Consider the following 19,638-nt stretch of genomic DNA (forward strand, 5'->3'; position numbering starts at 1 on the left):
ATGTCAGCTGCTCAAGTAGATGAAAGACTTCACACTTAAAAATGAGACAAACAACACCCTTTACGCAAAACGTAAAGGGCTTTTTTCTTTATTCTTTGATTGCTTTTTCTGCGTCAATTGCACCTGCTCCATAAATCATCGGGTCATCCCCAGACCACTTGCCAGTATTTTCTTTTAACAGGGTTTTGACTTCATCTGGCGTTAAATCCGGTGAATGCTCTAATAGTAGAGCGCAAATACCAGCACAAATCGGTGTTGCCATCGATGTGCCAGATAACGTTGTATAATCCTCATCGACTCTGCTTGATTTATCGAGTTTATCCAGAAAGGATCTTGGTGATCTGAGAGAAACGATGTTTACGCCTGGTGCGAGGATATCAGGCTTTGCTTCCCCATAAACAGTTGGCCCTCTGCTGGAAAACGGTGCCACGACATCGTCACTTGATTCTGGTGTATTCCTGTCATCGTAGGCTCCGACCGTAATGACTTTTTGGCTGACAGCAGGGCTTGCAATTGTCTGGCTGTTAGGACCAGAGTTTCCTGCAGCGACGCATACAACAATGCCTTGATCCCAAGCCGCATTGACAGCACGCACCATTGGATCGTCCTGTTCGTCATCATAACGCTGCGCAGCACCGCCTAGCGACATACTGATAATATGAATCGGATCATCAGGGTGGTCTTCGTTGAACTGTATGCACCATTCAACACCTTCTATAATAGTAGAAAGTGATCCAGCGCCTTGTTTATTTAACACTTTCACGCCAATCAGATTTGCTTTTGGTGCAGGTCCTTTGTATAAGCCATCTGAAGCGGCTCCATCTCCCGCGACATCTCCCGCGCAGTGAGTACCGTGGCCATTATCATCATAAGGCTTTGTTTTTTGTTTGACGAAATCCACAAAATCTCGAATTCTTCCATCTAAATCTTCATGCGGATAAATTCCTGTGTCAATGACAGCGACCGTAATGCCTTCTCCGGTTAAAGTTGTCCCGTTTCGGATGACTTCTTCAGCATGACTTGCTTGTGCGGCTACATCCAGCAGCGCATGAACTTTCCGGTCTAAATAAATTTTACGAATATGCTCCCCATTTGCTAATAGCTCCTCTAAAGCAGCAGGCGTTAGATCAGCAGCGCAGCAATTGATATGGGAAAAATGCCGTTTTATATTTGTTTTTCTGCTTTTTTTCATGAGCTGTTTTGTGCTTTGAATCCCTGCTTCGGCTGCACCTTCCTTAAATTCAATGATCACACGAAGCTTCTTTTTCTTCTTCAGCCTGCCTTCGAAAAAACGATGAAGAAAGCATGGCGTCCATTTAAAAGGTTTATAAAGGTGAAGAACGGTCTCTCTTAAAGGCTGATCTAGTTTACTAGCATGTGTTCTGACCATTTGCACCATAGAAAATCCAAACATGTGATGCCCTCCATTCCAGCTATCCATTCTCGTACACTCTTACGTTATGAGAATGAGAACTGCTTGGTTCGGATTCTTGTCCCTCCTTTTCTTTATATTGGCGGCTTGCTTATGTCTTTCAAAAAAGAAAAGCGCTTACATTTTGTAAAATAATAGAAAAAGGTGGAAATCATATAGAATCTGCCGATGATAGGTGGGAGAGTTCTTCTGAGAGAACCAGTGAAACAAAGGATTTTGCAGAAAAAGGAGGGCTGTGGACAGGGTCAATGCTCATATAAATGTGATGCGTGACAGGTGGAAAACATCAAATCCTTATCAAAAAAAGCCGAATTAAAGAAAACAGACTGGATAGGACTAGGTCATATTAAACATAACGTCATTTGTTTGTCATACTATTCTAACTCTGTTTTCAAAGAGGAGAGGCGTTTCTGTGTATATAAATGCAATTATCTTATTTTTGAGGAATCTCATGATCTAGAGTGTTATGATCAAACGTGAAGAGAAAATGTGGAAAAAATGATAAGAAATGATGATTCAATATAAATCATAGAAACGGCTTAGAAATCTGTTAAAGGAGAACGGGAATGAAGAAGTTTTTTGCTTTGCTTCTCCTGCTTGCGATCGGATGGGGCGTTTATTATACCATGCAAGCACAGGAACATGATGAGCCAGTGTCATCAGGTGGGGAAGACGAAAGCGGTTCAAATGATATTTATCGAAATTTTAAAGAACTTGAAGAAAACGAATCAACGAGCAGCTATAACATTACAGCCAACCCAGTGCCCGGCAGCCGCCTTCTTGTGATGTCACCTCATGGCGGGAGGATCGAAGGCGGCGTGAGCGAGATCGTCCATTTTTTTGACAACGATTTTTCGACGTATTTATTTGAAGGTCTAAGAGAGAATGCATCAGAACTTCATATTACAAGTACAAACTTTGATGAGCCAATCGGCGTCGCGCAGGCAAAAGCACATGATTACATTTTAGCAGTGCATGGATACAAAGGCGAGGAAGGAATTGACCATACTCTCGTCGGCGGAACAGATTACGACCGTGCAGAGAAAATTGTCAACTCATTAGAGCGGAACGGATTTTCTGCTGAACTAGCTGTCGCACACGCAACCCTGAGCGGGACAAGCAATCATAATATTAATAATCTTACAAAAACAGGGCAAAGTGTGCAGCTTGAGATTAGTAGAAGTCAGCGTGAAGCTTTATTTGACAGTTTCGATTTTCGGAGGCGGTCAAGTACAAAAAACGAGACATTCTATCGTTATGTCAGGGCGATTCGGACAGTGCTGGATGAAGAATATACATAATGGCTGTGCACCTGCTAAGACAAGCAGGGGAATTCTTGTTACACTATGAACAGTGATAACAAAAGGAGAGACGGATATGGCGCGTCATCATTTTCATCTTCAGGCAAGCTGGCCTGGTCTGCGTAACGATGTGGGTACAATCGCATGTGAACAATTAAAAACAAAGATTTCGATTCCAAAGGAAATGGACGGTCCTGGTGTTGGAACCAATCCAGATGAGATGCTCTTAGGTGCAGCGGCTACGTGTTATATCATTACACTTGCAGCCATGATGGAGCGGAGTCAATTAGAGAAAGAGGATCTATCGATGAGCTCTGAAGCCGTCGTAGATGTGACAAATGGTGTGTTTACTTATGAGGAAATCATTCATCGACCTGTCATCACCCTTAAAGAGTCCGCTTCTGCACATGAAATTGAGCTTGCTCGTAAGCTTGCGCATAAAGCCGAAAGCTCATGTATGATCTCAAGAGCTGTTCAGGGGAATGTGAACATTTCTTTAGAAGAAACCATTCAAGTCGGCCGTTAAAAACAAAAAAGTCATTTTCTCTTGAAATATGGAGAAAATGACTTTTTTTATGACGTCCATTCGGTTTGATCGAGTTGTGCTTTGGTTTCGTTCTGTTGCTTCTTGGACTGATTTAAGACAATCACGCCGCAGATGACAAGTGCAAGGCCGATGAAGCCTTTCGTGCTGATGGTTTCGTTAAACAGCACAAGTCCTACAAGAGCGGTAAGGGCTGTTCCAACGCCAGACCAGGTTGCATAGGCAGACGAAAGCTCAATGGTTTTTAGTGCCAAACTGAGGAAAGTAAAGGCGCAGCCAAATCCGATCAGTACCCCAATACTCGGTAGCAGCTGCGTAAAGCCTTGTGAAAGCTTCAGCATTGTACTGCCAAAAACCTCCGTTAAAATGGCTCCTGTTAAGTAGAGCATTCCTTTTATGATCTCTCACATCCTTTATGACATATTCAATAGTACGACCCCTGAGACAAGCATCGCCATGCCAATGACTGCTTTTTGGTTCAAGGTTTCTTTGAAAAAGAGCACGCCAAAAATAGCCGTGAGGACCGTACCAACCCCAGACCATGTTGCATAAGACATGCTAAGTGGAATGATGTTCAGCGTCAATGACAGCATATAAAAAGCAAGTGTATAGCCAGCCACTACGGCAGCGCTAGGCTTCCAGCGCGTAAAGCCATTTGATAATTTTAACATCGCGGCGCCAATGGCTTCTGAAAAAATGGCAACAGCCAAAAAAAGATATCCGAGGATCATGATCATCCCTCCTCTAATAGGTGTAAAATCCGATGAAGTAAAAGGGTTTTTTCCTCTCTTTTCAGCGGTTCAAGCTGAAACATTTCTGAAAACCATATCCCATCACATGCAAGGCGGATCAGCTGACTCAGTGCAGGATCGCTTATTTCCTCAGCTGCTTTTTCTTTGAACTCCGCATAAAAATCACGCCAAGGTTGCAGCAGCGCATCATCAAATGACATCGTAGCCAGCATACTTGTACATAGCTGGGTCGTATGCTGCATATCTAAATCATGTAATGTGGCCAATATATATGCGCGTACATAAGGCGCTTTTTCGTGTTTGTATGTTTCTTGATACGTCTCGAGCTGCTGACGAAAACAAAGAATCGCATGCTCATTCATTTTTTGGATGAGCTCTTCCTTGCTTGAAAAATGATAAAACAGACCAGCTTTGGTCATATTTGCATGCTCTGCCACCTGCTGAAGGGTGAGCTGGCTGACTCCTTCTTTTAGAATTGTGCTGGCAGCCGCGTCAAAAATTTGCTCTTTTTTGGTTTTAGACATAAAAAAAACACCTACTTTACTGAACAGTCGGTAAAGTAAATGTTAACCCATGAAAAAAGAGTGTGTCAATCGATTCATTTTATGAACGGATGTTTTCACTTAAACGTCATATTTAATACCAAGGGTATGGTCCATATGGCGGGAATGGCGGATAAGGATATCCAAATCCTGGAGCAAGCAAAGATCCAGCAAGCAGACCGCCAGCAAAACCACCTAAAAATGGAGGTCCAAAGAATCCAGGTCTTCCAAAGCCAAAGCCTGGGCGGCCAAATCCAAAACCGGGTCTCCCAAATCCAAAACCAGGGCGGCCAAACCCAAATCCAAAAGGTCTTCTCATGTCTTCTTGAATAAACGGAGGTGCGTCAAAATAATTCATAATGAAAGGCTCCTTTCTCATAAAATCACTGTAACTGACACCAGTGTATTCCAGTTGCCTACATATGTTTGGGTGAACGCCTAATATAAGGAGGAATGTTGGAAATGGGCCTGTATCCATCTGATTGGGCAAAGTGTCCGCCGCATGCTCATGCATATAAAGCACGTACGGATGTAACAGAGGGGCATTATCATTTAATAGAAGGTATTTCTCAGCCTGTGAATGGAAGCAATACCGACCGGCATACTCATTTTTATCGCGGAATCACCTCCTTTGAAAGAGGACATTTCCACAGGTACTACGGGGTCACAGGGCCTGCAATTCCAAGAGTGGATGGAACACATTATCACGAGATCGAGGAAGTCACCTATTCAGCCTATCTCGATTCTGTACCCATCCCATATGGAGGTGTCGTCTATAGTCCAGATGAGAAGCGGCCAACCCATAAGCATCGTTTAAAAGGAAAAACATATGAAGTGGTTGGAAATGAACCGCTTGGCTGGTGATGGGCAGGATATAGGAGAGTAAGAAAAGTTATGCTATACTGTAGGCAGTTTTGTAAAAGTGAGTGATGTTATGAATAAAGCGAAGCAGCCAGTAATCGTGTTAGTAGGGCCGACAGCTGTCGGCAAAACCAAATTGAGCATTGATATAGCCAAAGCATTTAATGGAGAGATTATCAGCGGGGATTCGATGCAGATTTATAAAGGGATGGATATCGGAACAGCTAAAATCACCCCCGAAGAAATGAATGGCATCCCGCACCATTTAATTGATATTAAACAGCCGGACGAATCTTTTTCGACAGCTGAATTTCAGCAGCTGGTTCGTTCGAAGATCAAAGAGATTGCCGCTAGAGGGAAAACGCCAATGATTGTCGGCGGAACAGGCCTCTATATCCAATCTGTTTTATATGATTACACATTTACGGATGAGAAAAGTGATCCTGCTTTTAGAGAAGAAATGACGCTCTTTGAACAGCAGCACGGCGCGCTTTTGCTGCACGAAAAGCTAAAGGCAGTAGATCCTGATGCGGCAAACGCTATTCATCCAAATAACGTCCGCCGCGTGATCCGGGCGCTGGAAGTGATTCATACAACAGGTCAGAAAATGTCTGAGATGCAAAACGGGCATCAAGAAGTTCCTCTTTATGATACAGCCTTCATTGGGCTGAAAATGGATCGAGAGGTTTTGTACGAGCGCATTCATCAAAGAATTGATATGATGATAGATGAGGGCTTAATTGAAGAAGTGAGAGCACTTTATCAATCTGGCTTGAAGGATTGTCAGTCTGTTCAAGCCATTGGTTATAAAGAGCTGTATGCCTATTTTCAAGGTGACTGCTCACTTGATGAAGCCATCCAGCAATTAAAGCAAAATTCCCGTAGATATGCGAAGCGTCAGTTCACGTGGTTCCGTAATAAAATGGCGGTCACTTGGTTTGATATGACACCGCCTTGCCACTTTTCAGACAAAAAAGAGGAAATTTTCGCATATATAGCAGGAAAGCTTGGACTTAAAGCGAAACTGTAGTTATCAGAATCAAGGAGGACGAAACATGAAACCGATTAATATTCAGGAGCAGTTTTTGAATCAGATCCGCAAAGACAATACATTTGTCACAGTATTCTTGCTGAATGGCTTTCAGCTTCGCGGTCAAGTGAAAGGGTTTGACAATTTCACGGTGCTGCTTGAAACAGAAGGGAAGCAGCAGCTTATTTATAAACACGCCATTTCTACATTTGCACCTCAAAAGAATGTAAATCTAGAATTAGAATAGGATATGTTGTATTTAAAATAGCCCCATGCCTCTGCGAATAAACCGGCCGGAACCCGCTACGTTTTTTGTCAGTGCAGAGGGGCTATTTTGTATGCAATGAAACTTTTCTGCCAATTTTCCGTATAATTCCTTATTGGATATTAGAAGGGTGAGGGGATTCATATGGAAAATGCAGAGCTTGAATTAAGAAGGATTAGAGTGATCCTCCTTTTGATTGGAATTGTTGTCTTGTTTGGATCGTGCGCTATCTCAAACATTGAAACGAGACAAGAAAGTTGGAATAACCATTCTCATGAAAATGCAGATGGAGTTTTACCATCATCTGCTGCACTAAAAAATAATCATTTTGCTGTTGTGAAAGATGATCAAGTACATGTGTACCGGTTTGATGAAAAAGAAGGAGAGCTGACTCTCGTTACAACGAAATACATAGATGAATGGGACGACGAAGAATATGATGATGACCTTGATGAAGAAGAGTAAGCACGTAAATTTACAAATGAATGTGAAGCCGCTACACTATAATCATGCATCAGACATCTAGACAGAAAAGGATGAGTTCATGACACATAAAATTAAAATTAATCATTGGGAACAAACTTGTGAAGACGACTCCTGTTTCGAATATGGAACAAGCGTTTCTGTAAATGGGAAAGAATTAGTGAGAGAAGCTTCAATCGTCTCTGCGCTTGAAGCGGTGCTAAAAGAATTAGGTGTTGACGTGGAAATTACAGAAGTGTCAGAAGATTTACAGTGCGATGCCTACAAAAAATAAAACAAAAAGTCTAGTCTACTAAGCGATTTTTTTTCGTGTTATGATAGATTTCGGTTTCAGTTGAATAGGGAGTAGAGCAGTCTATTTTTAGATCCTGTTCTGCTCTATTTATTTGAACGTACGAGTTCGGCTGTGAAGGTTCGGCCGGGTTGGTTGATTTTTTTCGTTTTGAACATCTATATGTTGTGTTTTGAAAAAACATAGTATACTATATATAGTGAATAACGAAATGATCAACAATACTAAAAACTAGGTCGTGATGGAATTGATTCAAATCGTATTTGATTCAAAAACAGGAAATGTTCAACGCTTTTTGGACAAGACCCCTTTTACAGACAAACGAAAATTGACTGGAGAAGAGTTTTTGGATACGCCGTTTATTCTCGTCACCTTTACGACAGGATTTGGACAAGTCCCTAGTACCACTCAGTCCTTTTTAGAGAAAAATGCTCACCTTTTACTAGGTGTTGCGGTGAGTGGCAACAAAGTGTGGGGAGATAATTTTGCAAAAAGCGCCGATACGATTTCTAAACAATATCAAGTTCCTATTTTGCACACCTTTGAACTAAGCGGAACAAAAAGGGATGTTGAATTGTTTACACAGGAGGTAGAAAGAATTGTCACAAAATCAGGTTCCAAAGTGGATACAATTAAATAACGAGATTATGATTCAAAAAGAAGGAAAGTTTCAGTTCGATAAGGACAAAGAAGCTGTACATAGTTATTTCGTAGATTACATTAATCAAAACACGGTCTTTTTTCACAATCTAGAAGAGAAGATTGATTACTTAATAGAAAACGACTACTATGAGGAAGAATTTTTAAGACAATACAGCATGGCAGATATTAAAGAAGTCTTTGAAGCTGCATATGCCAAAAAATTTAGATTCCCATCATTTATGAGTGCGTTTAAGTTTTACAATGACTATGCACTGAAAACAAATGATAAAAAGAAAATCCTTGAACGCTATGAAGACCGCATTTCAGTTGTAGCACTTTTCTTTGCAGGTGGGGATAAAGAAAAAGCACTTGAGTTTGTAGAACTGATGATCAATCAAGAGTACCAGCCAAGTACACCAACCTTCTTGAACGCTGGACGTAAAAGACGCGGTGAACTTGTGAGCTGCTTCTTGCTTGAAGTAAATGACTCACTAAACGATATTTCAAGAGCGATTGATATTTCCATGCAGCTGTCAAAACTAGGCGGCGGCGTCAGTTTGAACCTGTCAAAACTTCGTGCAAAAGGCGAAGCAATCAAAGATGTCGAAAACGCGACAAAAGGTGTCGTCGGCGTGATGAAGCTTCTTGATAATGCATTCAGATATGCAGATCAAATGGGGCAAAGACAAGGATCAGGCAGTGCCTACTTGAATATTTTCCACAGAGATATCAATGATTTCTTAGATACGAAAAAAATCTCTGCCGATGAAGATGTTCGCGTGAAAACTCTGTCCATCGGAGTCGTCATCCCGGATAAATTTATCGAGCTTGCTAGAGAAGATAAAACAGCTTATACCTTCTATCCGCATACAGTCTATAAAGAATATGGACAGCATCTTGATGAGATGGACATGGAAGAAATGTATGACGAGCTTGTAGAAAACCCGAAAGTCAAAAAAGAAAAAGTCAATCCGAGAAAGCTTCTTGAAAAATTGGCTGTTCTACGCTCAGAATCAGGCTATCCATATATCATGTTCCAAGATAATGTAAACAGAGAGCATGCCTTGAACCATATTTCACGAGTGAAATTCTCAAACCTTTGCTCAGAAGTGCTTCAGGCTTCAGAGGTTTCTTCTTACACGGACTATGATCAAGAAGATGAAATCGGTCTTGATATTTCTTGTAACCTTGGTTCATTAAATATCATGAATGTCATGAAAAACAAATCGATTGAAAAAACGGTTAAGCTTGCAACAGACTCACTAACGCTTGTGTCTGAAACAACGGACATTCGCAATGCACCGGCTGTTCGAAAAGCGAACAAAGCGATGAAGTCAATCGGACTTGGCGCGATGAATCTTCACGGGTATTTAGCTCAAAACCAAATTGCCTATGAAAGTGAAGAAGCAAGAGATTTCGCAAATACGTTCTTTATGATGGTGAACTACTATTCAATTAAACGCTCAAGTGAGCTTGCAAAAGAAAAAGGAGAAACATTCCATCGTTATGAAGGCTCTGGCTATGCAACTGGTGAGTACTTCAATAAATACGTGGAGAATGATTTCACACCAAAAACAGAAAAAGCAGCAGCGCTATTTGAAGGCATGCACATTCCAACAAAAGAAGACTGGGCAGCACTCAAAGAATTTGTAGCGGAAAATGGCATGTATCACAGCTATCGTTTATGTATTGCACCAACAGGTTCCATTTCTTATGTTCAATCGGCAACAGCTTCTGTGATGCCAATTATGGAACGTATCGAAGAAAGAACATACGGCAACAGCAAAACCTATTACCCAATGCCAGGTCTTTCAGCACAAAACTGGTTCTTCTATAAAGAAGCGTACGATATGGACATGTTTAAAGTGGTCGATATGATCGCAACGATTCAGCAGCACGTCGATCAAGGAATCAGCTTTACACTATTCTTAAAAGATACGATGACAACGCGTGATTTAAACCGCATCGATCTTTATGCACACCATAAAGGCATTAAGACACTTTATTATGCAAGAACGAAGGATACAGGGCAGGAAGGCTGTCTTTCTTGTGTTGTTTGATTAAAGGAGAGTTTAACGTGACAAAAATTTATGATGCAGCCAACTGGTCAAAACACGAAGACGATTTTACACAAATGTTTTACAACCAAAATGTGAAGCAGTTCTGGCTTCCAGAAGAGATTTCCTTAAACGGAGATCTCTTAACATGGAAATATTTAGGTGAAAAAGAGCGAGATACGTACATGAAGGTACTTGCTGGACTGACTTTACTTGATACAGAACAAGGAAATACAGGGATGCCGATTGTTGCTGAACATGTGGACGGCCATCAGCGTAAAGCTGTACTCAACTTTATGGCAATGATGGAAAATGCGGTGCATGCGAAATCATACTCCAATATCTTCATGACACTTGCACCAACTGAAACGATCAGTGAAGTGTTTGAATGGGTCAAGAAGAATAAATTCCTGCAAAAGAAAGCAGATATGATTGTCAGTTTATACCGTTCGATTCAAAAGGGCGATCCTATTTCTCTCTTTAAAGCAATGGTTGCTTCTGTTTATTTAGAAAGTTTCCTATTTTATAGTGGTTTTTACTACCCGCTTTATTTCTATGGACAAGGAAAGCTCATGCAAAGTGGTGAAATCATCAACTTAATTTTGCGTGATGAAGCGATTCACGGTGTGTATGTTGGATTATTAGCACAAGAAATTTACAACAAACAAACACCTGACGTGCAAAAAGAGCTGTATGATTTCTCTATTGACCTTTTAAACGAGCTTTATGAAAATGAACTTCATTACACTGAAGATATTTATGACCAAGTCAATTTATCGCATGATGTGAAAAAGTTTATTCGTTACAATGCCAATAAAGCGTTAATGAACCTTGGATTTGCCCCTTACTTTGAAGAAGAAGAGATCAACCCTATTGTATTGAATGGACTCAATACAAAAACAAAGTCGCATGACTTCTTCTCAATGAAAGGGAACGGCTACAAAAAAGCAACAGTTGAGCCGTTAAAAGATGACGACTTCTTCTTTGGAGATGAATCATAAGGAAAGCGTAAAAGTCAAAACGCATCACTCGTTTTGGCTTTTTGCCATTTCTAACAATGTGTTACATACTGGAGGTTACCGAACATGGGAAAAATGGACGAAATCATTTTAGTTGCACCACGCGCACGCGTGTTCCAAAACGAAACACTTGCGTTTAATGGTGTGAACAGTGAAGAGAAAACAATCAGCACAATAATGAAAGAAATCGAAGAGCACTTCGAGCAAATGCGAAGAGGCGATGCAGAAGAAAATCCTGACTTCAAGCAGCCGATTCCTTATGTTGTGATTAAGCGTGAGGACGAAGTGTATGTATACGAAAGACTTCAAGGCGGGGGAGAGACTCGCTTACATCATAAGTTATCTCTTGGCTTTGGGGGGCATATGAATTTCATCGAAGGAAAAAACTTTGCTGAGATTCTAAAAGAAAATACAGATCGTGAGCTGGACGAAGAACTTTCTATTCAAGAAGAAGACAAACTTGAAATGAAAACCCTTGGATTAATCAATGACGATGACAACAGTGTCGGCCGTGTGCACATCGGACTGTTATCAGCGCTTGAGCTATCTCCGGGTGCTCATGTGGAAGTAAAAGAAACAGATCAAATCTCAGGAAAATGGATGAAAGCAGCCGATTTGAAAAAGCCTGAATACTTCGACCGTCTTGAAACATGGTCTCAATTTGTTGTCAACATCCTAGCGTAAATGAATACACAACAAACCGGCTCAGCAGAAGACTTGAGCCGGTTTGTTTCGTTACAACAGCTACAGCTTATTGGAAAACGAATGCGTCGTGACCGGCCTGCTTCAATCTTGCGACGAGGTCATCTGCATTTTGTTTTGTACGGAAAGCGCCGGCCTGTACTCGGAACATGCCGCCGTCTAATACAACAAACGCGTCAAAGCCTTTGGATTTAAGTGTTGCTGCTAATTCATCTGCATTGGCTTTCACTTTGAAAGCTCCTGCCTGCACTTTATAAAGATTACTTGCTTTTTTTTTCAATTGAAAGGCTTCTTCTAGACCAGTCGCATGAGCGCGAGCGATGCCTTGAAGGAAGGTTGTGTTGCGGAGCTTATTAGCATCAGCTGCCGTATCAATAAAACCATTCTCTGTTAAAATAGCGGGCATAGAAGTTTCTCGAAGAACGTGGAAGTTCGCAGTTTTCTTGCCGCGGTTCGCAAAATCAACCGAGCGGACAATTTCATCATGAAGGGCATTGCGATACGTGGTGGTCGGTGCTGAAACGCCAGGATACACATAGCTTTCAAACCCTGTGCCCCCGCCAGCATTAATATGAATAGACACGAAATAGTCTGCCCCCCAGCTGTTTGCCGCATTCGTACGCTGGGACAAAGTGACGGATTGGTCAGTTGAACGACTTAAGCGGACAGAAACCCCATCATATTCACTAATCAAAATGTCTCTCAATAAAAGCGCGATTTGAAGTGTTATATTTTTCTCCAAAAGTCCATTAGCACTAGCTCCAGAATCTGTTCCTCCGTGGCCAGGATCAATAAAAATTTTCACCATCTATTCATCACCTCGTCTTTATTTTATGAGAAAATAGAAGAATTGCCTGTACAAAATGCGGAAATCATTGAGACTCTTTTCTGCATCATTTGTGATCAAAAAGCTACATTTTTCTAAGAAAAAGCAAATTGTTGGTTTGTCCGCCCAAACGGGGTGAATACAATGGAAATAGCACATCATTTCCTGGGAAACCGCAGAAATCCCTACAATATTCGGTATCTCGGGTCATTTTGACAGCAAACTTGGGCTTAAGCGGGCGATTGTCACGATTACAGCTCCACCCGAATAGAATAAAGAGAGAAGAGCGAGAGGTGAATACGTTGGAGCGAGCTGTCACATATAAAAACAACGGCCAAATCAATATTATACTTAACGGACAAAAGCAAGTATTGGTTGATGCAGACTCAGAGGCAGAATACCTGGAAGCCTTGCAGAAAAATGAGGCAAAACACAGCATCTTACGGGAAATAGAGCGTGAAATGAACAGCCTTGTCGGTATGGATGAAATGAAACGAAACATAAAAGAGATTTATGCTTGGATTTTTGTTAATCAAAAACGGCAGGAACAAGGGTTAAAGGTAGGAAAACAAGCGCTTCATATGATGTTCAAAGGAAATCCTGGCACAGGGAAAACCACAGTTGCAAGACTTGTCGGGAAGCTTTTCTTTGAAATGAATGTGCTCTCAAAGGGTCACTTAATTGAAGCAGAACGCGGTGATCTTGTTGGAGAGTATATTGGTCATACAGCGCAAAAAACAAGGGATTTAATTAAAAAATCACTAGGTGGTATTTTGTTCATTGACGAAGCCTATTCTCTTGCACGCGGAGGAGAAAAGGATTTTGGAAAAGAAGCGATTGATACCCTTGTAAAACATATGGAGGACAAACAGCACGAATTCATTCTCATTCTTGCTGGCTACTCCAAGGAAATGGATCATTTTCTTTCTTTAAACCCCGGCCTGCAATCAAGATTTCCAATCAACATCAGCTTTCCTGATTATACAGTCGATCAGCTCATGGATATTGCAAAACGAATGATGGCAGACAGAGAATATGTATTTACACAAGAAGCCGAATGGAAGCTGCGGGATTATTTAATGCACATTAAAAGTACCACAAGCCCGGCAAAATTCAGCAACGGCCGGTTTGTGCGAAACACCATTGAAAAAGCCATACGAACCCAGGCGATGAGACTGCTTCTTGTGGATCATTATGATAAAAAAGATCTGCTGACCATTAAAAGTCACGATCTTCAAATGAAAGAGGATACGCCTTCTTGAAATGGCGTATCCTTTTTATAAAGAGTCACTAAAATAAACCATCCGAATAGTGGTATACGTGTGATGTGTTTGGTATGATGGTACTACTGAAAACTTAAGTACAGAAAGGAAACAACTGACGTTGAATGAACATGAAATGACTGAAAAAGCGATCCTTGTCGGCTGTCAATTGCCGCATGTAACGGATGAACGCTTCCAATACTCAATGGAAGAATTAGCTTCCTTAACCAAAACAGCTGGCGGTGAAGCTGTCAGTGTGATGACGCAGAAGAGAAATAGACAAGACAGCGCAACATATATCGGTAAAGGGAAAGTAGAAGAACTTGAAGTGCTTTGCGAGGAACTCGAATGTGATGTCATTATTTTTAATGACGAGCTTTCTCCAAGCCAGCTAAAAGCTTTGGCGACTGCTTTAGATGTGAAAATTATTGATCGTACGCAATTGATTTTAGATATCTTTGCAAAAAGAGCCCGTACAAGAGAGGGGAAGCTGCAAATAGAGCTTGCCCAGCTTCAGTATGCCTTGCCGAGACTAAGTGGACAAGGGATCAGCCTTTCAAGACAAGGGGGCGGAATTGGCGCAAGAGGTCCAGGTGAAACAAAACTTGAAACAGACAGACGTCATATTCGAAACCGCATTCATGAAATTAACGGGCAGTTATCTGCAGTCAAAGAACACCGAACAAGATACCGGGAGCGCCGAAAGAAAAATGGTGTGTTCCAAATTGCCATTGTCGGGTATACGAATGCCGGAAAATCAACTTTGTTTAACCAATTAACAGAAGCGGATAGTCATGAAGAGGACCTGCTGTTTGCGACACTTGATCCAATGACACGTAAGATGACATTAGAATCTGGCTACAGTGTGCTGATTTCAGATACAGTTGGCTTTATCCAAGACCTTCCGACCACACTGATTGCCGCATTTCGTTCCACCCTTGAAGAAGTGAAGGAAGCCGATTATTTGCTTCATGTCATCGACTCTTCTAATGAGGATTATGAAGGGCACGAACGAACGGTTCATGAGCTTTTAGAAGAATTAGAAGCGGACCGTATTCCGATGCTGACTGTTTATAACAAGGAAGATCAAATCCGACCAGATTTCATCCCATCTTCAAAGCATCGCCACATCTTAATCAGTGCTAAGCGCAAAGAAGATGTAAAAAGGTTAAAAGCGGATATTATGGCCGAGCTGAAAAAAGCCTTTTTAAAGCCATATCATGTAAAGATTCCAGCGTATGAAGGCAAGCTCATTTCCGCATTAAAATCAGAAACGCTTGTGGAATCACTAGAATTTCAAAAAGAAGCAGAGATATATGACATCAACGGATATAGTGGTGAGGATCAGACCATTTTAGGTCAAATCAAGAAGTATATGTTGGAAAGGAATTAAATCAAGATGTTTCACACATTAAAACACGGCAGTATTTTAGAAAAAGCAGCAGCAGAAACAGAACAAGAGATTTTACACGTGCATCAGCAAATTGATCAAAAGAGCGAACAAAATGAGTGGCGGGTGCTTGAAAGCTATCGAAAGCACAAAGTCAGTGACTCTCACTTTAATCCGACGACTGGATATGGCTACGATGATATGGGGAGAGACACATTAGAAAAGATTTATGCGGATGTCTTCGGCGGAGAAAGCGGGCTTGTGCGTCCGCAAATTATTTCCGGCACACACGCAATTTCCATTGCCTTATTTGGTGTGCTGAGACCGGGCGATGAATTGATCTATATGACGGGAAAACCATACGATACGCTAGAAGAAATTGTCGGGATTCGCGGGAAAGAAGGGACAGGCTCATTAAAAGACTTCCAGATTGACTACAAAGCCATTGATTTACGACAAGATGGATCCGTTGATTATGAGAAAGTTAAAGAGTCAATTTCCTCTAAAACAAAAGTCATCGGCATTCAGCGTTCGAAAGGCTATGCATCAAGACCATCCTTTACTATAGAAGAAATTGAGCAAATGATTTCATTTGTGAAAGAGATGAATGAAGAAATCATTGTGTTTGTAGATAACTGTTATGGTGAATTTACTGAATTAAAAGAGCCGTGTCATGTCGGAGCTGACCTCATGGCCGGTTCACTCATTAAAAACCCAGGCGGTGGCCTTGCCAAAACAGGCGGCTACATCGTTGGAAAAGAAAAATGGGTAGAAGCCTGCTCTTATCGAATGACATCTCCAGGCATCGGCAGTGAAGCGGGTGCATCGCTGTATGCACTCCAAGAAATGTATCAAGGCTTTTTCTTGGCGCCGCATGTTGTCGCTCAAAGCTTAAAAGGCGCAGTGTTTACGGCTCGTTTTCTTGAGAAGCTCGGATTCCAAACAAACCCAGCGTGGAATGCGAAAAGAACGGATTTGATTCAATCAGTCGAATTTGGAGATCCTAAAAAAATGATTGCGTTCTGTCAGGCAATCCAGTATGCATCTCCGATTAATAGTCACGTCACACCACATGCGAGCTATATGCCGGGCTACGAGGATGATGTCATTATGGCAGCGGGCACCTTTGTACAAGGGGCCAGTATCGAATTATCAGCCGATGGTCCGATCAGACCGCCTTATACTGCCTATGTTCAAGGCGGACTCACGTATGCCCATGTGAAAAATGCGATTTGCAGTGCTGTCGATGCCTTATTGGAACAAGGTTTTATTGAAGTACCTGCTCAATAAAAAAATCCATGTTAATATTCCTAACATCTTGTTGACACATAATATAACATGACATATAATAAATTTAAGCAAAGAGGAGGAGACAGTTGAGATGAGTGATAACATTCGCCGCTCAATGCCTTTATTCCCAATTGGGATTGTCATGCAGCTAACAGAATTATCTGCAAGACAAATTCGCTATTATGAGGAAAATGGTTTAGTATTTCCAGCAAGAAGTGATGGAAACCGCCGATTATTTTCTTTTCATGATGTTGATAAATTACTAGAAATTAAAAACCTCATCGAACAAGGTGTAAACATGGCAGGAATCAAAAAGCTTTTTGCCAAAGCTGAGGCAGAAAATCCATCGTCTGTTACAAAGACGGAGGAAAAAACCACAGCGAAACACAACTTGACAGATGATGAACTCAGGAAGCTACTGAAGAAGGAACTCATTCAGGCTGGACGTTTCCAACAAGGAACGACCTTTAGGCAGGGGGATATGTCAAGGTTCTTCCGTTAACCAATTAGCAAAAGCATTGCTATACACATTTTACCTTTTGTAGGGGAGGAGTTTTACGAAATGGCAAAGTACACAAGAGAAGATATCGTAAAATTAGTAAATGAGGAAAACGTAAAGTACATCCGTCTGCAATTTACAGACATTCTCGGAACGATTAAAAATGTTGAGATTCCTGTGAGCCAGTTAGAAAAAGCTCTCGATAACAAATGTATGTTTGACGGTTCATCTATTGAAGGATTCGTACGTATCGAAGAATCAGATATGTATCTATACCCAGACCTAAACACGTTTGTTATTTTCCCTTGGACAGCAGAAAAAGGTAAAGTTGCACGCTTTATTTGTGACATTTATAAGCCAGACGGGACACCATTTGATGGAGACCCGCGTAACAACTTAAAGCGTATCTTGAAAGAAATGGAAGAACTAGGATTTAGTGATTTCAACCTTGGACCTGAGCCAGAATTCTTCTTATTTAAATTAGATGAAAAAGGCGAGCCAACGCTTGAACTAAATGATAAAGGCGGATACTTTGACCTTGCACCAACAGATCTAGGCGAAAACTGCCGCCGTGATATCGTGCTAGAGCTTGAAGAAATGGGCTTTGAAATAGAAGCATCTCACCACGAAGTAGCACCAGGGCAGCACGAAATTGATTTCAAATATGCAGGCGCAATCCGTTCTTGTGACGACATTCAAACGTTTAAACTTGTAGTTAAAACCATTGCGAGAAAGCATGGTCTTCATGCGACATTCATGCCAAAACCATTGTTCGGTGTAAACGGATCTGGAATGCACTGTAACCTATCATTATTCAAAAATGGTAAAAACGCATTCTTTGATGAAAAAGCAGATTTACAATTAAGCGAGACGGCTAGACACTTTATCGCAGGTATCGTCAAGCACGCAACAAGCTTTACAGCGGTCACAAACCCAACGGTAAACTCTTACAAGCGTCTTGTACCTGGCTATGAAGCACCTTGCTATGTGGCATGGAGTGCACAAAACCGCAGCCCATTGATCCGTATCCCGGCATCACGCGGCATCAGCACACGCGTAGAAGTGCGCAGCGTAGACCCATCTGCAAACCCATACCTTGCACTAAGTGTATTACTTGCAGCAGGTCTAGACGGAATCAAAAACAAACTAGAAGCACCAGCACCAATCGATAGAAACATCTATGTCATGGACAAAGAAGAGCGTCTTGAAAATGGCATCTCTGACCTTCCTGCAACACTTGCAGAAGCACTCGAGCTGCTGAAATCAAACGAAGTCATGATCAACGCACTAGGCGATCACCTATTCGAGCACTTCATCGAATCAAAAGAAATCGAATGGGATATGTTCCGCACCCAAGTACACCCATGGGAACGCGATCAGTATATGTCTCAGTATTAATAAAGAAAACCCCTTGGAGCCAATGGTTTCAGGGGGTTTTCGTTTTGGGGATGTTTCCTTTACAAAGGGCGCTGGAGTAAAAGAATTGCAGGAAGCCCTGACTACTGTGTATTACTACCTAGATAAAGGCACAAAAAATAACGGTATTGACGGCTACTATGGTCCAGTGACAAAAGCAGCTCTTCAAAACACATTGTGATAAAAATGAAGCAGACCTCTCTTTCATGAGAGGTCTGCTTCTATAAGCAAGTGTCGGAGGCGGATCCTCATGTATATTATAATCACCTTTTTCATACGTCTGCATAAAAATATAGTCCCATTGTTCTCAAACTCATAAGAATCATTTTCACCCCACCTGAGAAAAAATCTCCACTAGAAGGTGATTTTTTCTCAACTTATATTCATCAATTGCTATCAAACTATCAAACCCGAGATTAAAGAAAGTTCAGTAATTTAGCACCTATAAAAATTAGATTTTATAATCATTTTTTTAAGAAAAACCAAATAGTACAAATTATATTAAATGAGAAAGAGTTGGTTGATGTGAAAAGATGTCGGTATTGTGGGAAATCGTGTACATCTAACTCGAATTATAACAAACGAGGGAGTTGGTATGATTCATATAAGGATGGTGGCTGGGAATGTGATAGTTGTAAGAAAGGGAAATCAGGAAAGACAGAGAAACCAGTGAAGAATCCTTGCTGCGGAAAAGATCCTTGTGTTTGTGTTATTCAAGGTCCGCCAGGCGGGAGAGGAAGAAGAGGTCCAGCGGGTCCGGCAGGCCCAGCAGGTCCGGCAGGTCCAACAGGCGTTGGTTTAACAGGAATCTTGGGATTTGATCCAGCAGTAGCCCCAACCTACCCAGTAGGGCAAGTGGTGACATACGATGGCAGTACGTATGTGGTCAATTCAGCACCGCCATTAGGTACACCGGATACGTCGGCAGATTATACATTATTAGCCGCAGCAGGGGAAACAGGTACAGGGCCAACAGGTGTCACAGGAGATCCAGGTCCTACTGGAGCCACTGGCGATACAGGAGCGACCGGAG

Annotated in this window: 23 protein-coding genes and 1 pseudogene; 18 read left to right on the forward strand and 6 right to left on the reverse strand. The window is 41.5% G+C overall.

Annotated features, from left to right (window positions below; genetic code table 11):
• Positions 1-88: 88 nt before the first annotated feature.
• A complete protein-coding gene (locus tag BA81_RS10310) occupies positions 89-1,414 on the reverse strand; it encodes a S8 family peptidase (protein ID WP_034281922.1) in 1,326 nt (441 codons plus the stop codon).
• 584 nt (positions 1,415-1,998) lie between these two features.
• On the opposite strand from BA81_RS10310, the gene BA81_RS10315 reads away from it, so the two are divergent.
• A complete protein-coding gene (locus BA81_RS10315) occupies positions 1,999-2,733 on the forward strand; it encodes a poly-gamma-glutamate hydrolase family protein (protein ID WP_024427035.1) in 735 nt (244 codons plus the stop codon).
• A 76-nt stretch (positions 2,734-2,809) separates the two neighbouring features.
• A complete protein-coding gene (locus tag BA81_RS10320; RefSeq protein ID WP_034281924.1) occupies positions 2,810-3,259 on the forward strand; it encodes an OsmC family protein in 450 nt (149 codons plus the stop codon).
• 47 nt (positions 3,260-3,306) lie between these two features.
• Here BA81_RS10320 and erbB read toward each other — a convergent pair whose 3' ends face one another.
• From erbB to BA81_RS10340, 4 genes are all read right to left on the reverse strand, one after another.
• Entirely contained in the window at positions 3,307-3,675 is a 369-nt protein-coding gene (gene erbB / locus BA81_RS10325; protein WP_034281925.1) for an SMR family multidrug efflux transporter EbrB, read from the reverse strand.
• A gap of 15 nt (positions 3,676-3,690) precedes the next feature.
• Positions 3,691-4,008, reverse strand: coding sequence for an SMR family multidrug efflux transporter EbrA (erbA, locus tag BA81_RS10330; protein WP_034281927.1), 318 nt, complete (start codon positions 4,006-4,008; stop codon positions 3,691-3,693).
• Positions 4,009-4,010: 2 nt separating this feature from the next.
• Complete coding sequence (locus tag BA81_RS10335; RefSeq protein ID WP_034281929.1) at positions 4,011-4,553, reverse strand: TetR/AcrR family transcriptional regulator; 543 nt, start codon at positions 4,551-4,553, stop codon at positions 4,011-4,013.
• Positions 4,554-4,665: 112 nt separating this feature from the next.
• Positions 4,666-4,929 (reverse strand): hypothetical protein, encoded by a 264-nt coding sequence (locus BA81_RS10340; protein WP_025093279.1) that lies wholly within the window; start codon positions 4,927-4,929, stop codon positions 4,666-4,668.
• Positions 4,930-5,033: 104 nt separating this feature from the next.
• On the opposite strand from BA81_RS10340, the gene BA81_RS10345 reads away from it, so the two are divergent.
• The 9 genes from BA81_RS10345 (at position 5,034) to BA81_RS10385 (ending at position 11,904) form a co-directional block, all read left to right on the forward strand.
• Complete coding sequence (locus tag BA81_RS10345) at positions 5,034-5,435, forward strand: YmaF family protein (protein WP_034281930.1); 402 nt, start codon at positions 5,034-5,036, stop codon at positions 5,433-5,435.
• A 70-nt stretch (positions 5,436-5,505) separates the two neighbouring features.
• Positions 5,506-6,462: a tRNA (adenosine(37)-N6)-dimethylallyltransferase MiaA gene (gene miaA / locus BA81_RS10350; RefSeq protein ID WP_034281931.1), complete on the forward strand. Its 957-nt coding sequence runs from the start codon at positions 5,506-5,508 to the stop codon at positions 6,460-6,462.
• A gap of 25 nt (positions 6,463-6,487) precedes the next feature.
• Positions 6,488-6,709 (forward strand): RNA chaperone Hfq, encoded by a 222-nt coding sequence (gene hfq / locus BA81_RS10355; RefSeq protein ID WP_024424088.1) that lies wholly within the window; start codon positions 6,488-6,490, stop codon positions 6,707-6,709.
• A gap of 162 nt (positions 6,710-6,871) precedes the next feature.
• The gene (locus BA81_RS10360) at positions 6,872-7,192 is read left to right on the forward strand and encodes a YmzC family protein (protein ID WP_024424087.1); all 321 of its coding nucleotides are present in this window, start codon (positions 6,872-6,874) and stop codon (positions 7,190-7,192) included.
• A 79-nt stretch (positions 7,193-7,271) separates the two neighbouring features.
• Positions 7,272-7,484 carry a hypothetical protein gene (locus tag BA81_RS10365; RefSeq protein ID WP_034281933.1) on the forward strand — a complete coding sequence of 71 codons (213 nt, stop codon included), beginning with the start codon at positions 7,272-7,274 and terminating at the stop codon, positions 7,482-7,484.
• A gap of 265 nt (positions 7,485-7,749) precedes the next feature.
• Entirely contained in the window at positions 7,750-8,142 is a 393-nt protein-coding gene (gene nrdI / locus BA81_RS10370; protein ID WP_008360380.1) for a class Ib ribonucleoside-diphosphate reductase assembly flavoprotein NrdI, read from the forward strand.
• Positions 8,102-10,204, forward strand: a complete 2,103-nt coding sequence (gene nrdE, locus BA81_RS10375) for a class 1b ribonucleoside-diphosphate reductase subunit alpha (RefSeq protein WP_034281935.1) — start codon at positions 8,102-8,104, stop codon at positions 10,202-10,204. The genes nrdI and nrdE overlap by 41 nt, the downstream gene beginning before the upstream one ends.
• A gap of 17 nt (positions 10,205-10,221) precedes the next feature.
• Positions 10,222-11,202 carry a class 1b ribonucleoside-diphosphate reductase subunit beta gene (nrdF, locus tag BA81_RS10380; RefSeq protein ID WP_034281936.1) on the forward strand — a complete coding sequence of 327 codons (981 nt, stop codon included), beginning with the start codon at positions 10,222-10,224 and terminating at the stop codon, positions 11,200-11,202.
• An 84-nt stretch (positions 11,203-11,286) separates the two neighbouring features.
• A complete protein-coding gene (locus BA81_RS10385; RefSeq protein ID WP_024424084.1) occupies positions 11,287-11,904 on the forward strand; it encodes a hypothetical protein in 618 nt (205 codons plus the stop codon).
• 67 nt (positions 11,905-11,971) lie between these two features.
• Here the strand turns inward: BA81_RS10385 and BA81_RS10390 are convergent, their stop codons facing one another.
• Complete coding sequence (locus BA81_RS10390; protein ID WP_034281937.1) at positions 11,972-12,730, reverse strand: N-acetylmuramoyl-L-alanine amidase; 759 nt, start codon at positions 12,728-12,730, stop codon at positions 11,972-11,974.
• 320 nt (positions 12,731-13,050) lie between these two features.
• Between BA81_RS10390 and spoVK the strand changes: the two genes are divergently transcribed.
• From spoVK to BA81_RS19845, 7 genes and pseudogenes are all read left to right on the forward strand, one after another.
• Positions 13,051-14,010, forward strand: a complete 960-nt coding sequence (gene spoVK, locus BA81_RS10395; RefSeq protein WP_024424083.1) for a stage V sporulation protein K — start codon at positions 13,051-13,053, stop codon at positions 14,008-14,010.
• 121 nt (positions 14,011-14,131) lie between these two features.
• Positions 14,132-15,403, forward strand: a complete 1,272-nt coding sequence (gene hflX / locus BA81_RS10400) for a GTPase HflX (RefSeq protein WP_034281938.1) — start codon at positions 14,132-14,134, stop codon at positions 15,401-15,403.
• Between the two features lie 6 nt (positions 15,404-15,409).
• On the forward strand, positions 15,410-16,690 hold the full coding sequence (locus BA81_RS10405) for a methionine gamma-lyase family protein (protein WP_034281939.1): 1,281 nt from the start codon (positions 15,410-15,412) through the stop codon (positions 16,688-16,690).
• A 91-nt stretch (positions 16,691-16,781) separates the two neighbouring features.
• A complete protein-coding gene (locus BA81_RS10410) occupies positions 16,782-17,192 on the forward strand; it encodes a MerR family transcriptional regulator (protein ID WP_034281940.1) in 411 nt (136 codons plus the stop codon).
• Between the two features lie 60 nt (positions 17,193-17,252).
• Positions 17,253-18,587 (forward strand): type I glutamate--ammonia ligase, encoded by a 1,335-nt coding sequence (glnA, locus tag BA81_RS10415; protein WP_024427046.1) that lies wholly within the window; start codon positions 17,253-17,255, stop codon positions 18,585-18,587.
• A 22-nt stretch (positions 18,588-18,609) separates the two neighbouring features.
• A complete protein-coding gene (locus BA81_RS19230) occupies positions 18,610-18,786 on the forward strand; it encodes a peptidoglycan-binding domain-containing protein (protein ID WP_080701202.1) in 177 nt (58 codons plus the stop codon).
• 488 nt (positions 18,787-19,274) lie between these two features.
• Positions 19,275-19,638 (forward strand): annotated as a pseudogene (locus BA81_RS19845) (exosporium glycoprotein BclB-related protein); the annotation flags it as partial.

The sequence above is a fragment of the Bacillus safensis FO-36b genome, from assembly GCF_000691165.1.
In the GTDB taxonomy this organism is placed as follows: Bacteria; Bacillota; Bacilli; order Bacillales; family Bacillaceae; genus Bacillus; species Bacillus safensis.

Excerpts from the sequence above, each read along its gene's own strand:
- BA81_RS10310 (WP_034281922.1), bottom strand. The coding sequence starts at position 1,414 with ATGTTTGGATTTTCTATGGTGCAAATGGTCAGAACACATGCTAGTAAA.
- BA81_RS10315 (WP_024427035.1), top strand. The coding sequence starts at position 1,999 with ATGAAGAAGTTTTTTGCTTTGCTTCTCCTGCTTGCGATCGGATGGGGC.
- BA81_RS10320 (WP_034281924.1), top strand. The coding sequence starts at position 2,810 with ATGGCGCGTCATCATTTTCATCTTCAGGCAAGCTGGCCTGGTCTGCGT.
- erbA (WP_034281927.1), bottom strand. The coding sequence starts at position 4,008 with ATGATCCTCGGATATCTTTTTTTGGCTGTTGCCATTTTTTCAGAAGCC.
- BA81_RS10335 (WP_034281929.1), bottom strand. The coding sequence starts at position 4,553 with ATGTCTAAAACCAAAAAAGAGCAAATTTTTGACGCGGCTGCCAGCACA.
- BA81_RS10340 (WP_025093279.1), bottom strand. The coding sequence starts at position 4,929 with ATGAATTATTTTGACGCACCTCCGTTTATTCAAGAAGACATGAGAAGA.
- BA81_RS10345 (WP_034281930.1), top strand. The coding sequence starts at position 5,034 with ATGGGCCTGTATCCATCTGATTGGGCAAAGTGTCCGCCGCATGCTCAT.
- miaA (WP_034281931.1), top strand. The coding sequence starts at position 5,506 with ATGAATAAAGCGAAGCAGCCAGTAATCGTGTTAGTAGGGCCGACAGCT.
- hfq (WP_024424088.1), top strand. The coding sequence starts at position 6,488 with ATGAAACCGATTAATATTCAGGAGCAGTTTTTGAATCAGATCCGCAAA.
- BA81_RS10360 (WP_024424087.1), top strand. The coding sequence starts at position 6,872 with ATGGAAAATGCAGAGCTTGAATTAAGAAGGATTAGAGTGATCCTCCTT.
- BA81_RS10365 (WP_034281933.1), top strand. The coding sequence starts at position 7,272 with ATGACACATAAAATTAAAATTAATCATTGGGAACAAACTTGTGAAGAC.
- BA81_RS10385 (WP_024424084.1), top strand. The coding sequence starts at position 11,287 with ATGGGAAAAATGGACGAAATCATTTTAGTTGCACCACGCGCACGCGTG.
- BA81_RS10390 (WP_034281937.1), bottom strand. The coding sequence starts at position 12,730 with ATGGTGAAAATTTTTATTGATCCTGGCCACGGAGGAACAGATTCTGGA.
- BA81_RS10405 (WP_034281939.1), top strand. The coding sequence starts at position 15,410 with ATGTTTCACACATTAAAACACGGCAGTATTTTAGAAAAAGCAGCAGCA.
- BA81_RS10410 (WP_034281940.1), top strand. The coding sequence starts at position 16,782 with ATGAGTGATAACATTCGCCGCTCAATGCCTTTATTCCCAATTGGGATT.
- glnA (WP_024427046.1), top strand. The coding sequence starts at position 17,253 with ATGGCAAAGTACACAAGAGAAGATATCGTAAAATTAGTAAATGAGGAA.
- BA81_RS19230 (WP_080701202.1), top strand. The coding sequence starts at position 18,610 with ATGGTTTCAGGGGGTTTTCGTTTTGGGGATGTTTCCTTTACAAAGGGC.